This window comes from Cohnella algarum (genome assembly GCF_016937515.1).
Taxonomy (GTDB): Bacteria; Bacillota; Bacilli; order Paenibacillales; family Paenibacillaceae; genus Cohnella; species Cohnella algarum.
This window is the reverse complement of sequence record NZ_JAFHKM010000002.1, coordinates 2140716-2156566: the sequence shown is the minus strand read 5'-3', so window position 1 is coordinate 2156566 and position 15851 is coordinate 2140716. Positions and strand designations below refer to the sequence as shown.

Sequence of the window (15851 nt, the reverse complement as noted above, 5' to 3'; positions counted from 1 at the left end):
CTCTTGCATCGTATGAAAAGGGGAAGGGAGCACGCGGCTCCCTGCTGTCATACAAGATTGATTCGACGGATTGCTTTGTTGTCGTCGTCGTAGACAATAACGTTGCCATTGCTGTCGAAACTCAACTGGCTGATTTTATTGATCGGGTTGCCGTCATTGTAGGTCAGGTCTTTTCCGTCTAGGTAGATCGAGCGGCTGCCGTCCAGTCCGATTTCATAAATAGTAGTTCCGCTGGCTACATAGAATTTGCCTTCATGTGCGACCAGACAGTCAAACTCGATATTGTTGAAAGTCGCAATGGTTTCGACTTTACGAGGATAAAGCTGAACCTTTGAGAGGGATTTGTTATAGGTGTTCAATGTATAGATTGCCTGTTCTGCAATGATCGCATCTGACATGGTTCGATACAGGTCATCTATGGAACGAGGCAAGAGATCAACGCCTGTCGATTCTTTGCTATTGGCTAAAGAGGAAGCTTGTCCACCCTTCTCTCCCTGAAATATCTTTGTGCTGCCATTGCCATAATAGCTCACGCCGAACGTCAACGATTGATGATTATCAAACCCGATAAAGTCAAACTTGCCATTGCTATCACTGCTATATGTGGCTACTTGAACAACGGGAGACAGTTCATAGATGATGTCGATATGGTTAGTACCACCCACATAAACTTTATTGCTGGCTCCGTTGTATGCCAGCTTTTGCGGTTTGAACTTGCTGTAATCCAGATGCGTTACTGTTTTATCATCGGCGATATAATCCCAATCGAATGTCCGGTCAATGGTCTTTGTTTCCACTGTACCATTGGCATTGTTGAATTTGCGTATTTTCAAAAAGTTCCTGTCGTCCCCATCAAGAAAGAAAATGTTGTTATCCTTATCGATAACCATACTTTGAACTTCGGAAATTTTTGCTTGTCTGACTGGCCCATCGATTTGGCCTTTCCCGAGTCCGCCCACCAAGGTATCCACGCTAAACTTCACTGGCAGGGGTGGTTGTTGCGTTGTCGGTGAAGTCGGTTGCGTTACCGGCGGCGTAGGCGTTGTTGTGGTCGTTTGATTTCCGCCGCCAACACTTTTGTTATCATTACCGTATTGATAAGCTCTCCAGAGCAATGTAGCGGCCTCAGCACGGGTTATCGAAGCCTGCGGACGGAATGTTTCGTCCTGATACCCGGATACGAGCCCATTTTCAACAGCAACAGCAACGTAATCCTTGGCGGCTTCGGAAATACCTGCATAGTCCTTGAACATGGCCTCAATAATACTCCGGTTCGCAAGGCGGGAAACGTCGTATCCCTTGAGTTTTACAAGTGCGACCGTGATATCTTCACGTAATGCCGGGGCTGTCGGGTTGAAAATGTAGCTCCCGTCGGCGGTACGATAGCCCGTCATATAATCTTTAACAGCCTCAATAAATGGAGAGTACCAATCCGTCGTTTTGACATCCGAAAATGAAGAATAGTTTACTTTCTTCGCCTGTAATCCGGATGCTTTAACAATAATTGTGGCAAATTCCGCTCTGGATACCTGATTTTCCGGTCTGAACTTGCCATCCGGGTAACCTTCGAGGACTTTCCGGGATGCCATTTCCGATATGTATTTGCTCGCCCAATGCGTAGTCGGTACGTCTGTAAAGGTAACGGTCGATGTACTGGATGGTGCATTCTGCAATTCTTCGCCGTACCCAGGCAATGCCGCCGATGCCGTTCCGAACATACTGAACAATATTAATGCTGTGATGAACAAAGAAGTAATTTTCTTCACTGACATAGGCTCTTCTCCTCCTGTTGATTGTCATTGAATTAGGTGGCTTTCGATGAAATTAAGATTTTCTCTAATATTTTTGTTGGTGACGCCCTCCCTCTCGCCGGTGCAAATTGTAGAATCTTGGCAAAGGCCAGACAGGCCTATTATATAACAAATTACCCTTATAAGTTAAGATAATTAGTAGCACTATCATAGGATAAAAGTCTTGGCCTCACTCTACTAATCTGAGGTAGAGGTGATGGCATGGCAGAGTTCATCCATATTGTTGGCGATCAAATTCGCAAGATACGGAAGCTCAAAGGCATGACGCAAGAGCGGCTGGCGGAGCGATCCGGTCTGAGCTTCAGCTATATTAGTGACGTTGAACGAGGTACCCGTAATATATCGCTGGAATCTTTGGGAAAAATCATCAGTGCATTGGGTGTGAAACCCGCTCAACTGTTTGAGGATATTGAAGAATTGCCAATGCATTATGGCAGTGACAATATTCGCACTAAGATTGAGGGCTTAAACGCTATGCTAAGCCAACGTCATGCAGATGAAGTGGACTTCGTGATCAAAGTGGCACGTGAATTTCTGAACACTATTGATCGAAGGAATCGTTGACGGTTAGTAGCGGCGGCAAGATCGGCCCTATATAGGCGAAAAATATATACATTTTCCGGAGGCACCACCCTGCTTTTCTAACAAGGAGGTGGCCAGCCGTTTCATGCCCTACCCGGTTGCATATGGACTGCTTTCTGCTGTGATCCAGCGGACGGCAGTCCTTTTTGTTTTGCAGGCACGTTGCATGACAGCGAGGATATGGAAGGTGAGAAGCTTCCGATATGACGAGGGGGAATGCGAATGGCAAAACATGCGTTGTGAATGGGGTGAAGGCGAATAGTCATGAAGATTATGCTGCTGGATTAGGAAAATCGGTTGGCCGCTGGCTATCCTTGCAGATGAGCGAGGACAATCTGAAGCAAGCGTTAGGGGAAATTGAGGATGGCAATGGAACTTGGGAGGTTTGCTCCCTTCATTATCAATAGGGACGATGATGTATTTGGTGTCAATGAGACCGCCGCTGCTTTGGCTGGATACGATTACCGCTTGTGTACGCTCTTTGCGAATGTTCGATACAGATAATACACATTCTGATCGGCGGACAATACAGGTTGTATTACGACGTAGATGTCTCTATGAAGTTGCTGACGCTTTGTTGCGGTCAGGATTTTATGGCCGAGTTCCGGTCGCTTTCAGGCGGTTTATCGACTTCGATAAGGTTATACACGACTTGTGGAAGACGCAGGATGGCACTTTCAACCGGAGGTTCGTGTTGCTAGTCAGCCACTCTTGTAAAAATATGTTTAATTTCGTCATCGGAAGACCGTGCCTGCGGATCGCAGGCTTATTTGCATTTACAGAGAAAATTTGCCGGAGTGAGAGTACGGCTGGAAGGGAGGTGAAGGTGCATGGTTGTAAAACGCGGATTGCCAGAAGAGTTGGCAACGACATTGAGACAGCTCGTCATGAATGGAAACATTCGCATTGCAGGCACTTTACTGTATTCCTATTGCCGCCGCGTTTATCAGGTGGATGATGAAACAGCGGCCCGTTGGATGCAGGCTTATTTTTACCGGGAATTTCCCCAACAACTGCAACAGCATTTGAAACGGACAGCGGCAAATGCGTCAGTGCAGAAATACCCAGTTCCGGGAGGAAGGTGAAACGTGGTGAACTATGAATCTTTCAAGAAAAACAGCCAGAAGGAATATCTCGGTTTCTGTGAACTGAAGGGCTTCATATACAGCGTGCGAATCGACCGCAACAAATACGCTGTCGTTGCCCTGAAGAACAGTCAAATTGATGTATTGATCACCTATACTGTGAAATGCAAAGTATCCGTCTGATCTTGCTTTGATGGGCAACGATGGACGGATTTTTTATTACTTGGGAAGGAGGTGATACGCATGAATCGTCTGCAAACACTTCAGAAGCAAAAACAATTCTGGATGTCGGTGAAACGCACGCTGGACAAAGATGCCCCGATGCATACCGAGGAAGGATTTCAATACGCCCGCGTGCTGACGAAACTGGTGCTTATTGAACTGGAGATCGAACAAATTGAAAAAGAAAAAGCCGCCCAATAACGGAGCGACTAAGAAAAAAATGAACTTGCTTTAAGAATACTCGGTTTTATCACATCACGCAATGGGAGGAGCCCTTACCGGCTTCTCCTTTTGCATTTATATGGAGGTTAAACACATGAACATTAACCATACATTCAAATCTCTTCTTGCTGAGACGCTTCGTGAATCCGCCAACAGCTATCTGGTGGAAAAAATCGTTTCTCATTTTAATTCTCCGCAACAACTACTGGACGTAACCGAGCAAGAATTGTTGAGCATTCGTGGTATCGGTAAAGTGAAAGCGAAGCAGATCGTTGCCGCCATCCAACTTGCTAAGATGATGAATGTACCGAAAACAGAGCCGACAATCATTCGCAGTCCTCGGGATGTTTTCGAGTACCTCCGTTGGGAAATCGGTTATGAGCAGAAAGAACACTTCATCGTGATCTTTCTTTCGACTAAGAATCACATCATTGGAAAAGAGACGATCAGCATTGGAAGCTTGAATGGTGCAATTGTCCATCCTAGAGAGGTCTATAAAGCGGCCATTCGCCGTTCTGCATGTTCCATCATCGTTTCGCATAATCACCCTTCTCAAATATGTACGCTTCCTAGCCCAGAAGATATTCAGCTAACCAAACGACTTGCTGAAGCTGGTGAAATCATCGGTATTGAACTTCTGGATCACGTCATTGTCAGCGGTTCAGATTATACAAGTCTTAAGGAACGCGGCCTTCTGTAACGAAACAATTCATCGTCATTTTTCATCATCCGCATTATCAACAGCGGTTCGCTCTTATCGGCGGGCCGCTGTTTTCATTTCACAATGAAAGTGAGGCAACAGATATGCGTAAACAATGGTTGGAAGAGTACGAGCGTTTGGTGGTCGCCGCCAATGATCTGCATCATCGCATTGATTCGTGCGGACGGCTGACTGATAAACTGCTGGTTCATGTATATCGCGGCGAGCATGATGACCATGAGGCCCGCATTTTGATTCAAGTGTTGGCGGAGATTCAGGCCGACGTGATGCAGAGGTATTATCATATACGCCTTCAGAAAGCGATTCTCGCCCGGTTTATCGATGGGCTTCATCCATTTCATTAAGCATCATCAAATCACACATTGGAGGACGATCTACATGAACAAAAATGACGAACAGCAGTTTTTACCGGCGGCGGTGCAACAAGCAGATACGGATAGCGTTGTCGGGCTTCATCCGCAAATTATCGTCGTCATTGGTACTATTGAAGTCTCACTTCACGATGAATCCACAGGAAGTATGAGGAAGATTGAATGCATCTCCGAATTGACAAATGAACGCTTCGAGATTATAGCATTAGCAGACAATAATGCAGTTGGCGGACGAAGTAAAGCAGGCTTCTTCCGGCGTGAAAAGCTGTGCGGCGGTTGTCGAGTTCAATTCTTCAATGCATGTGACTCTGCCGCCGACCATTGAAGTTGATTGGCGGATTACCGCGAATGTTCGAAATGGCGTTAAGGAGCGTAAAATCCGCTGTAGACGAACTTAGAGTGCCGAGAGGCATAAAGGAGTCTATCGGCTAGTGAGAACGCCCGTAATAGCCTCGTAGCAAGCGAGAAAGGCTTGCAGTTTCCATCCGGCTTTGTACTGAGTGCCGAAGAGTGGATGATGCGAGTTACATCAATTGACACCGAGCTTTGCATCTTTGCTGGCCGACGCCGATGGATTCATCGGCCTGCGGTTATATTGCCCTTCTATGCGTACAAAGTAGCTGTATCTGTTGAGGATGACGCATATATGGTCGCTTTACCTCAAGATGTTTTACAAGCATTAGGGCCGGGCTCTGAGCTTCAATTTGATGAATACGCCGATTGATTCTACAAGAAAACCAATCGACATGCCAGTAATGGGCGGCGGGCGGCTCGTTTGCACTCGCCGCCCGCCGCCCATTACTTCACAGCGATGTGTCGGGATAGAGTGGCGATACTCAAAACAAAAGATCGCCCCTTCCGTCCCCATCCGGGGAAACGCAAAGGCTCCGCCTCTGCACTCCGCACTCGGCGTGAGCCAGCCCTTAGCTATCGCTAAGAGCATAATCCAGTGTCGGCGGATGGAATCGCTCGTCAAGGCTTTCACAAGCTCGCTCCGCTCGGCCTTGACGACCTACTGCGGCTCATTACCACAACTCGATTAAGCAAGTAAAGAGACTGACCTGCTTGCAACGTGAAGAGGGGCCGCTCGCTTCGCTCGCGGCCCAATCACAAGCTGATTTCCGCAAGATAATCGTTGCGTAAACTGAACCTGTTGTTATCACCGATGTATGCCGAAAGTGCTTCTGTGTAGTTCAAGTGTATCGGTTTAAGACGAACAACTCGATATTGTAGCTCATCCCTTCCTCCCCAACTTGCTTTGAAAACCGGAAAGACTTTGCACATGAAATGCAGATTCGGAGACAGGGACAACCATTTATCAAGCTCGCTCTTAAACATAGCAACTACGTCGAAGAGAGGTGATTTGAATGCTTCGTGTCGCTTTATTTTCCGCTTCTCTTCTTCAGTTAGTGACATATATGCTTCCTGAAACGTGCCGTACTTGTTTATACGACGCATGATTTTGTCTCTGCCGCTGAACTTGTCAATATCGACGATAACCACATTTTTGAGTGCATCGCATCGCTGCTCTAGCAAGAACTGCATTAAGGTTGGTCTTGAACGCTTGTCCCGCCGCTTTCTACTTTTCTCAAGGCGAGTCCAAATCTCACCATCGAGGCCTTGCTCTTCCGCCTTATCGTAGATTATTACCTGCTGACCTTTTTTATTTCCGTACATGAAGGTTTTATCAAGATCATCATAATTTCGCGTCGGCATCTTCTGGTAGCCTACATAAATACGTTTCGCAAACTCCTTCGGTGTCAGAAACTGAATCCAGTCAAGCTTGTCGTCGTTATGTGCTACATGTGTATCGAGATGACTACCAATAATGAAGTCGACCAAGGCAAGTAAATCATCGGGCGAGAGTTGATGTTTCCAAGGGTTCAGCATGATGGAAGTTTTGGGGGCCAGCGGGTTCATCTGCATCCAATATACACTGAAAAGATCATAAACCAGCTTGTACCGATAAAAGCTTTCATCGTCATCCGTTTCGAATCTCGCGGGACGAATAAGGTCTATAAACTGTTGTCGTGGCAGTTTATACGAACACACGATCAGCTTATCGTACGGGCAGTTGAAATGTTCAACCTTTTTGGCAGATTTAATGCTCTGGAGTATCGGAACTGTGTCTAACAACTCTGATACTCTTCGCTTATTGTACAAAAACATGATGGTTTCACCTCAAATATCGAGAGGCCTAGAAACCTTGTGGGACAAGGGATTGAGCCCTCTCGGTTGTCGTTCTAGTACACCTGTTGTTAGACAACAAATCTAATCTTCCTTCGAGCTATCCAACATTCGATTCAGGGTTAAGGCAAGTCGTTCAATAAAATCCTGCTCCTTAATTCGCTTGTCTCGAACGATCTCCAAAGCATCATTAAGTTCTTGCAGATCAACGCCGATTTCACGTATAAAGTCCATAACAACCTCCCGAATGCCTATTTATAAGTTTTAGTATTTATATATTTGCATTTCATCTTAGCAGGTTTTATAATCACTGTAAACCTGATTAAACAGAAAGGGTGACTGCACATGCCACGACGAACGATAACGCCGAATGAATTTGAATACTTGAGAGCGTCTGAGCTTGGGGAACGATTGAAGTTTTTTCGGAAAGAGATTGGAAAACTTCACTCCAGCAAGTCCTTTACGACAACAGCAATGAGTGAGCGTGTTGGTGTCAGCCACCAAACCATCATCTCCATTGAACGCGGTGATTCCAAGAAACCCGCTTATCAACTCATTTACAAAATCACTCAGGATTTAGGAATCCCGTTCGAATCCTTAACAGATGAATTCTATCAGGGGGAAGTACGCCTGATCCCCATCGGAGAGCCGACCGAATTCTCAGCAATCTTTACTGATGAAGTTCCATTGTCATACTTCGGTTCAATCGTGTATCAACTTTTCACGGACGGGATGATGCGGTTTATTCATGACTTCCAATCCTCCCGCCCACTTGATAAGGAGAAGTTTATCTCAACGCTGGGCAGAATCATTGGCGAGTTCGAATCATATAGAAATCCCGATGAATTGTTTCAACAACCGCACCCGATGGTAAAGGCCGCAACCTTGTTCAATGAGATGGACAAGTATCCCAAAGCATTTCCTGTTTTTCCGCGTTCAGTTTGGAATGATCATCAGAATTCCCTGATAAAAAAATTTGAGAAGAAAGGAGAAGATTAAAAATGGCTCGAATAAAAGCCGCTCTGTATGCCCGTGTGAGTACGGAAGAACAAGCCAAGGAGGGTTATAGTATCGCCGCCCAGATCGCCGAAATCAGGAGGTATGCGGATCAAAACGGCTTCGAAATTGTCGATGAGTATGTAGATGAAGGTGCAAGCGGAAAAAGCATTGCAGGCCGTTCTCAGATGAAACGCCTCCTGAGAGATGCCAACCAGCACAAGTTTGGGGTCGTCATCATTTACAAAATCGACCGGCTTGCCCGCAAATTAAAAGATGCGTTGGAAATCAGTGAAACACTTGAAAAAAACAACGTCAATCTCATTAGTCTTAATGAAAAGTTTGATACAACAACAGCTTTCGGCAGAACGGCATTCCAGATGATCTGTTCATTCGCTGAGTTTGAACGCAATAACATTGTTGAACGAGTGAAGCTGGGGATGGAGCAACGAGCAAAAGAGGGAAAATTCAATGGAGGTAGGGTGCTGGGGTACGATAACATTGACAAAGAACTTGTTATCAATGAGAATGAGGCCGTTATCGTCCGAAAAATCTTTGATTATGCCAATCAGGGACTTGGATTTAAGGCCATTACCCGCCGCCTAAACGAAGCGGGCTTCCGTTCAAAAAAAGATAAACCATTTAATGTCTGCGGTATCAAAACGATCCTTAACAATCCCGTCTACATCGGAAAGATACGGTATAAACAACTTGAAAACTGGTCGGAGAAACGTCGCAAAGGGAAAAATCCCGACTACTTGATTGTTGATGGGACACATGAGCCGATAATTGCACCCGAGCTATGGGAAAGCGTTCATCAGAAGCTCGGTCATCGATCTTACAAGCCGTCCCGCTCCCACCAGCCGTATATTCTAAGCGGCCTGCTGAAATGCCCTGTCTGTGGACATGGAATGGTTCCGGCCCGGTCTAAGGGAGCCGGTGGCAAATCGTATCGATACTATGTCTGCGGACAGTTCCACAACAAGGGCAAGGCTGTCTGCCGCTCGAATATGATGCGGGCTGATGTTGCGGAAGAGCAAGTGCTTCAGAAACTTATAAAAGTAGCATTGCGGCCAGACATTGTGCGGCAACTCGTCGATAAAATCAATGCTCTGCGTTCAAATGCAGAGGCCCCGATAATGGAAGAGAAGAAAGCACTTCTTACTGAATTGAGCAGTAACAGCCGGAAACTGCAAAAAATAAAGGACAACATATTAAGTGATCCTGATTTGGCTGTTATTTTCAAAGATGACCTGAAGGAAACGCATGCCAAGCTGGAACAGCTTCAAAAGCGGTTGGAAGCTATTGAAGCTGAACTGGATGGGCAAAACAAAAAGCCGGTTGACCCTGACTCTTTGCATAATTTGCTGAGTCTGATCAAGGACGCACTACTAAAAGCAGATGCGGATGAACAAAAGGCATTGTTGCGACTTATGGTCGAAAGCATCCGCATCACCAAGGATTCTCCAAGGCGGGTCGGACGACAGATCACCCAGATCAACTTGCACTTCGATTTTACCATCGAGTCCATGCAAAGGGATTCTGCCGTCCTTCTCAGTCGCCTAGCGGAAACACAAGCTCTGGATTGCGTTGCACCGCTTGAGCCGGATGTGCTCGCCAGTTTCAACGAACCTCATACCGAAAGCCTCCGGGACTTGATGAAGTCCCTTAATATTTTACCTTTAGCGATGATACGGTTCACCGCGCATGATCTTAAAATATCCTGCCCGCTAGCTTCCTGCTTGACTTCAAGATGGATGCCCAGAATCCCTTGGCACTTATCTTGGTCGGGGAGCGAGCTGTGGACCGGCTCGGGCTGCAGGCGTACACGGCAATTTGCCAGCGTATCGACTTGCAATGCAAGCTGCCGCACTTCGATAGCGCAGACCGGCGCGTACATCGCCCGGCACATGAGCTACGCCGGTGCCGAGCACGACGTGTTTACGGAGGCTGAGATCGACGATGTTCTTCGCTTCTCCAGCGGCGCCGCTCGCCTGATTAACAAGGTCTGCACGCACAGCCTCATCTACGGTTCGCAGAACAAACATCGCATCATCGACGATCATATGATCAAACGCGTCATTCAGGGAGAGTTGTCTTGATTCTCCCTTCCTTCTCACCATTACTCGGACAACTTGGCCGTCACCGTCAGGACAACTTACACCGTCAACCGATGGTCATTATGTATTAGCAGTAACAGTTGTGGATTTACATGGTGGAGGCGAGGGGAGTATATGATTCCCGATTAAACTTGCTGACGAAGCCAACTCAACGAAGCAGAGCGCTGCGGTTGAATCAGATGCCGTGCTCGTCCGCTTCGCTCCCTGCGCGCGGTCGAACCCCAATGTCCTCCTTCGGATGGGGAGACTCCTCCCCTCGCTCCACACGCAAAAAAGCCGACCTCATGCGGTCGGCTTTTCTCGTGGTGGAGGCGAGGGGAGTATATGATTCCCGATTAAACTTGCTGACGAAGTCAACCCGACGAAGCAGAGCGCTGCGGTTGAATCAGATGCCGTGCTCGTCCGCTTCGCTCCCTGCGCGCGGTCGAACCCCAATGTCCTCCTTCGGATGGGGAGACGCCACCCCTCGCTCCAATCGAGTAGGAGGAGGCGCCTAGCCTCCGTCCTCTCACACCACCGTACATGCGGGTCCGCATACGGCGGTTCCAAAAGGTTAACAAAGTGCTAAATAACGAGTAAGCAAACTTTTCAGCCCTTTCGCTTCCCAGTAGGAAGTCGGGAGGGCATTATTTGTGTTTCGAGACATTTCCCAAGCACCGCGTCTGGAGTTAGCCATGACAAAACACGCCCATTCTGGGACGCCGAGTGCTCGAAGCTCACGGATTCGAGTACGTACACGTTTCCATTGCTTCCATAAGCACATACGCAGTCTGCGGCGAGTCCACTGGTCGAGTTTCTCGCAGTGTCCCTTTGCCGATGCTAGTCGGAAATAGCCAATCCAGCCGATGAGATAGCGGTTTAATTGCATAATCCGGTTTTCCATAGACATCGACCGCGAACGGTTCGTCAGCTCTCGTACCTTCTCTTTAAACCGCGAAATGGTCTGTGGGGCTAACCGAATCGTCGCCTTTTTATCCCACAGGAAACTGAATCCGAGGAACTTACGGTTCCAAGGACGATCTACTGCGCTTTTCTCTCGATTCACTTTCAGTTTTAGCTTTCCTTCTACGAAGCGCGTTACCGACTCCATGACGCGTTCGCCTGCACGTTTACTGGCAACGAAAATATTGCAGTCGTCCGCATAGCGGACAAATCGCAATCCTCGTTTTGTTAGCTCTTTGTCCAAGTCGTCCAGTAGAATGTTCGCTAAAAGCGGGCTCAGAGGTCCCCCTTGCGGCGTTCCCTCTCCCGTCTTTTCGAACACCCCATTCGCCATAACCCCAGCATTAAGATAGGCACGAATGAGCTTTAGGACACGCTTGTCCGTCACTTTCCTTGCTACTCTTGCCATGAGCATGTCGTGGTTGACTCGGTCAAAGAACTTCGCTAAGTCCATGTCTACCACCCATCGAAAACCTTCCTGGATGTAGTGCTGAGCTTGCTTTACCGCGTCATGCGCTCGCTTTCCGGGGCGAAAGCCGTAGCTACGCCTCGAGAAGTCCGCATCGAAGATCGGATTCATCACTTGTAGAAGGGCTTGTTGAAGAAAGCGGTCCATCACGGTCGGGATGCCAAGCAGCCTCACGCCGCCTCCGGGCTTGGGGATTTCCACTCGTTTGACGGGCATGGGTCTGTAGGTTCCCGCGAGGAGTTCGGTTTTCACCGTTTCCCAGTGTGTTTTCAGGTAAGCTTGTAGATTCGCTACCGTTACACTGTCCACACCGGGCGCCCCTCCGTTCTGCACCACTCGCTTGTAGGCGAGCCTAAGGTTATCTCCTTTGAGCATTCGTTCTAACAAGTCGTTATTCGCTTCGCGAGAGGAAGGGGCGACTTGTGCCGTCGTAGAACTCGGCGCTTCGGCATACCCTGACGGCTTCACCGCTTCTCTTTGCCGCAAGCTCTCTTGCGAGATATTCTGCTGTCTTTGCTCCTCGTGCGAACGCATCGGTTTCCTCTCTCCTTTCGGTTCAGCCCTTCCGGTTTCCGGCGTCCCGTACTCCCGTACTATGGCCTCTGCTGACTCCTGCGGATTCAGCACAGCCTTCCGACTGTGGTTACGAAGTAACTTCGCATTTTCCGCAGGTCTCCCCAGATAAGAACGTCATCTTTCTGCCCGCAACCACCCAAGTTTACAGGGAAAGCCCTTGGCGACTTTGGATTTCGTCATGTGTAGGTGACTCATCCGACTAACCCTGCCTCAAATTGAGTTCGTGTACCTTGGCTCGTGCATTTGCCTCCAGCTTCCTTCAGATTCCGCCTCGCGGCTGACACCCTTGCTCTTGGCTAACGGTAGGCGTTCGCCAGCCCCCGTTCGGGACTTTCACCCTAGAGATGACGCCCATGCTGGGCGTACTACAATAAAGTCCGAACGGTGACTCGTTCGGACTTTATCAGGTAAATGCGGCTTCTATTCAATAGATCTTGTTAGCGACACACAGCTCTCCACATGTGTGGAGTGCCGAGTGTAGCGCAATACTTTAAAATAAATGCGCTACCCAAGCGCACATACAATTCCTTACATTAATTGAGCAGCGCTTTAACGATACTGGAAGTACCGGCAAATCGATAAAATAATTTTACCGTACCTACTTTCTCGACTTCAATCTTCTCGATAAAACGACTTCACTAGTAATATCGTCGAATGCCAATGCTTCATCTATGACTCGCTTAACCTTTCCGAGATAGGCTGTATCCACTGTCATCGACAGCACCGTCTTTAGTTCCTCTTGTTGGAGTAGTAATGAAGTCGGTCAATTTCACCTCGTCAGCACTTACCACGTTACGAATACGGGAGATCTTGATCTGCAATCTCTCTCGATAAGGCTGTACCGTTCCCTGCACCTTCACGATCGTCATCGGCGCAAAGCCGTCTTTCTCATTGGGTTTTACATCCCAGTACTTCGCCGGCACCGCTTGCATCCCCTAACACGATGTCGAAGTAGTCCTTGGCCGGAGTCGCATTCGTCTGCTTTAGCTCTAGCTCTCTAAGAAGATAGAAGCCAATGAATTCTTCATTGGTCGCCATCTGATTAATTAATGTCATCTTGTTGCCTCCTTCATTTGCCATTCGTGTCATTGCTCCATCGCGCTATTCGCCACTATCAGAATTCGACAATCTCCAAATATATCCCTGTTTATTATTTAACGTAACTTATACCGTCGCCGAACTTAAAGTTTTCTTTGAATTCATAAACAGGCAAAATTTAACGTGCTAAACTAGCAGGAGAACAATCGATATGATAACTCAACCTTCAGGGAGGCAAACAATGAAGAAAAAAGTAGTTGGACTATTGATAGCGGTGCTTCTTTGCTTGAGTTCCGCCATTTCCTTTGCCGATAGCACAGCAGCTGCTACGAAGACTTCAGCCGACTTTACGGATTTAAAGGATCTGGATGCTGTAACGAAAGCCAAGTTCGATGCAATGATCGAGGCCGGGGTATACGACGGTATAGGCGAAGGCAAGTTCGGACTCACAGATGAGATGACCCGGGCGCAATTCGCCAAGGTTGCAGCGTTGATCTTCGGTCTGAAGGTGGATTCGAGCTTACAGACGTCTTCCTTCATTGACGTCAAAGCGGATGCTGCTAACGGTTACGCATTACCATACATCGAGGCGGTCAAAGCTGCGGGCATTACGGACGGATATGGGAACGGTATCTTTGATCCGTCGGGTGAAGTAACCAAGGAGCAGTTGGCTGCGTTTCTTGTTCGCGGGCTGGGATGGGAGAAGGATGTCTACGGCTCTGCACATGTTGAAGGTTCTGTATCGGACTGGGCGAAGGGGTATGTCGCCTTGGCGTTGGAGAAAAAGTTATTGGCTACCGGCGAGGACGGGACGTTCGACGGGAAAACCAACGCAACCCGCGACCTGCTCGTTAAGAGCTCCTACCAAGCCGCGGTAACCGCATACGATAACCGGGTGCAATCTGGTGACAAGGACCAGGTCGAAGACGAGTCCTTATCCGAATATGAACTTATGCTGCAGAAGATAAAAGAAGCAGATAAGAAAATTCAAGAGATGCAAGGGACAAAGGAAGAGGCCAAGGAAGAAACAACCACCGCCCCTTACGTTCCTTCCGACCCACCTGCTCCATACGTCCCTCCGGTACAGTCTACCGTTGCTACGCCTGCGGCGCTTCCGGCCAGCGGTGCCGTGATTTTGGGGACGCAAGTTACGTTAAGTTCGGCGACTTCATCTGCCGCTGTGTACTATACGACGGATCTCAGCGAGCCGACCACGTCTAGTACGCGGTATACGGAACCAATTTTCATTACGAACGATACAACGATTAAGGCGATCGCCGTTAAATCCGGCTCGCGGAATAGCTCGGTTGCGACATTCGAATATACTCTCGTGCTGCGGATTATTTTGCCATACTCGATTTCACCTATGGCTGAAGGAGAAGCCTACTCTGGCAGCGTAGCGAAACTGTCTGGAGGAACGAAAGACGTTACGTATGCCGTAACGGATGGCGCACTTCCTGCGGGGCTGACTTTGGATCCTAACACGGGATCGATTACCGGAACTCCAAGCGTGAGCGGCGCGTATAGCTTTGCGATTACGGCAACGGATTCGGCAGCGCCGCAGGTAACAGTAACCAAGTTGTATACGGGTGAGATCACGCCCGCGATAGTCATAGCGCCGCTCGATTTGATTAATGAAGCAGCGGAATCTGGCGAATGGGACAATGTTGATGCGCTGATTTTTGCCGATGCGGGCGTTACGGGTGTTACCACATCCAATGTAGCAGCTGTTATTGAGGCACTCAGCTCGAACGAAGCCTCTCCTTGGACGGTAACGGATATTCAAGCCATCGTCGAATCGGTTATTGCCGATCTGGCGAAGCAGGTGGCACTCAATTCGATCAACGAAGCAGCGGAGTCGGGTGAATGGGCTAATGTTAGTGAGACAACTTTTGCCAATGCGGGGGTTACGGGGGTTACCTTATCCAATATAGCAATTGTTATTGAGGCACTCAGCTCAAACGACGCCTCCCCATGGACGGTAACGGATATTCAAGCCATTGTCGGCTCGGTTATTGCCGATCTGGCGAAGCAAGCGGCACTCTATCTGATCAACGCGGCATCGGAGTCGGGCATATGGACCGGTGTTGATGTGACAACCTTCGCCAACGCAGGTGTAATGGGGGTTACGTCCGTGAACCTTTTCTCCGTCCAATACTACCTGGATCCTACGGTAACAACGGATTCACCGCTTCCAAGAACAATAGTTGACATCCAAGCGATCGTGGATAAGGTGATTCAAGATGTTGCGGTAGATTCAATCTTGGATTATCTGAATCCTATGGGCTTTGGATCGCCTCGCCCAACCGTAGAGGTATTCGAGCGCGCCGGGATTACCGGAGTGAATGCTTCGAATATCGATGCGGTCATCACCGAACTGGAATTTGCTTATCAGGAAACCAGAAATGACCCTTTTGCAACACCTTTGTCTTCGAAAGAACAGATTCAGGATCTCATTGACTTGTACTTCCCGGAAATTGGTTAAGGGAAGCCATAAGAAAAACGGTGC

General features: G+C 48.2%; 16 protein-coding genes. 10 read left to right on the top strand and 6 right to left on the bottom strand.

Going from position 1 to position 15851, the window contains the following annotated elements; genetic code table 11:
* Window positions 1-47 precede the first annotated feature (47 nt).
* Window positions 48-1772, bottom strand: a complete 1725-nt coding sequence (locus tag JW799_RS09815; protein WP_205429565.1) for an S-layer homology domain-containing protein — start codon at window positions 1770-1772, stop codon at window positions 48-50.
* Window positions 1773-2012: 240 nt separating this feature from the next.
* Between JW799_RS09815 and JW799_RS09810 the strand changes: the two genes are divergently transcribed.
* The 7 genes from JW799_RS09810 (at window position 2013) to JW799_RS09780 (ending at window position 5339) form a co-directional block, all read left to right on the top strand.
* On the top strand, window positions 2013-2375 hold the full coding sequence (locus JW799_RS09810) for a helix-turn-helix domain-containing protein (RefSeq protein WP_205429561.1): 363 nt from the start codon (window positions 2013-2015) through the stop codon (window positions 2373-2375).
* Window positions 2376-3223: 848 nt separating this feature from the next.
* Window positions 3224-3478: a hypothetical protein gene (locus JW799_RS09805; protein ID WP_205429558.1), complete on the top strand. Its 255-nt coding sequence runs from the start codon at window positions 3224-3226 to the stop codon at window positions 3476-3478.
* A gap of 3 nt (window positions 3479-3481) precedes the next feature.
* A complete protein-coding gene (locus JW799_RS09800) occupies window positions 3482-3661 on the top strand; it encodes a hypothetical protein (RefSeq protein WP_205433138.1) in 180 nt (59 codons plus the stop codon).
* Window positions 3662-3721: 60 nt separating this feature from the next.
* Window positions 3722-3901 (top strand): hypothetical protein, encoded by a 180-nt coding sequence (locus JW799_RS09795; RefSeq protein WP_205429555.1) that lies wholly within the window; start codon window positions 3722-3724, stop codon window positions 3899-3901.
* A 115-nt stretch (window positions 3902-4016) separates the two neighbouring features.
* Window positions 4017-4622: a RadC family protein gene (gene radC, locus JW799_RS09790; RefSeq protein WP_205429552.1), complete on the top strand. Its 606-nt coding sequence runs from the start codon at window positions 4017-4019 to the stop codon at window positions 4620-4622.
* A gap of 104 nt (window positions 4623-4726) precedes the next feature.
* Window positions 4727-4987 carry a hypothetical protein gene (locus JW799_RS09785; RefSeq protein ID WP_205429548.1) on the top strand — a complete coding sequence of 87 codons (261 nt, stop codon included), beginning with the start codon at window positions 4727-4729 and terminating at the stop codon, window positions 4985-4987.
* 34 nt (window positions 4988-5021) lie between these two features.
* A complete protein-coding gene (locus JW799_RS09780; protein WP_205429546.1) occupies window positions 5022-5339 on the top strand; it encodes a hypothetical protein in 318 nt (105 codons plus the stop codon).
* A 782-nt stretch (window positions 5340-6121) separates the two neighbouring features.
* Here JW799_RS09780 and JW799_RS09775 read toward each other — a convergent pair.
* Together JW799_RS09775 and JW799_RS09770 are read right to left on the bottom strand one after the other, a co-directional pair.
* Window positions 6122-7183 carry a hypothetical protein gene (locus tag JW799_RS09775; protein ID WP_205429543.1) on the bottom strand — a complete coding sequence of 354 codons (1062 nt, stop codon included), beginning with the start codon at window positions 7181-7183 and terminating at the stop codon, window positions 6122-6124.
* Window positions 7184-7285: 102 nt separating this feature from the next.
* Window positions 7286-7435 (bottom strand): hypothetical protein, encoded by a 150-nt coding sequence (locus JW799_RS09770; RefSeq protein WP_205429540.1) that lies wholly within the window; start codon window positions 7433-7435, stop codon window positions 7286-7288.
* Window positions 7436-7546: 111 nt separating this feature from the next.
* Between JW799_RS09770 and JW799_RS09765 the strand changes: the two genes are divergently transcribed.
* Window positions 7547-8200, top strand: coding sequence for a helix-turn-helix transcriptional regulator (locus tag JW799_RS09765; RefSeq protein ID WP_240353216.1), 654 nt, complete (start codon window positions 7547-7549; stop codon window positions 8198-8200).
* Between the two features lie 2 nt (window positions 8201-8202).
* Window positions 8203-10299, top strand: coding sequence for a recombinase family protein (locus JW799_RS28500; protein ID WP_240353215.1), 2097 nt, complete (start codon window positions 8203-8205; stop codon window positions 10297-10299).
* 571 nt (window positions 10300-10870) lie between these two features.
* Here the strand turns inward: JW799_RS28500 and ltrA are convergent.
* The 3 genes from ltrA to JW799_RS09735 form a co-directional block, all read right to left on the bottom strand.
* A complete protein-coding gene (ltrA, locus tag JW799_RS09745; protein ID WP_205429537.1) occupies window positions 10871-12262 on the bottom strand; it encodes a group II intron reverse transcriptase/maturase in 1392 nt (463 codons plus the stop codon).
* A 722-nt stretch (window positions 12263-12984) separates the two neighbouring features.
* Entirely contained in the window at window positions 12985-13227 is a 243-nt protein-coding gene (locus tag JW799_RS09740; protein WP_139787036.1) for a hypothetical protein, read from the bottom strand.
* Window positions 13193-13360, bottom strand: coding sequence for a hypothetical protein (locus JW799_RS09735; protein ID WP_176220571.1), 168 nt, complete (start codon window positions 13358-13360; stop codon window positions 13193-13195). Before JW799_RS09735 ends, JW799_RS09740 begins: the two co-directional genes overlap by 35 nt.
* A 223-nt stretch (window positions 13361-13583) precedes the next feature.
* Between JW799_RS09735 and JW799_RS28495 the strand changes: the two genes are divergently transcribed.
* Entirely contained in the window at window positions 13584-15827 is a 2244-nt protein-coding gene (locus tag JW799_RS28495) for a chitobiase/beta-hexosaminidase C-terminal domain-containing protein (protein ID WP_080831927.1), read from the top strand.
* Window positions 15828-15851: the final 24 nt, after the last annotated feature.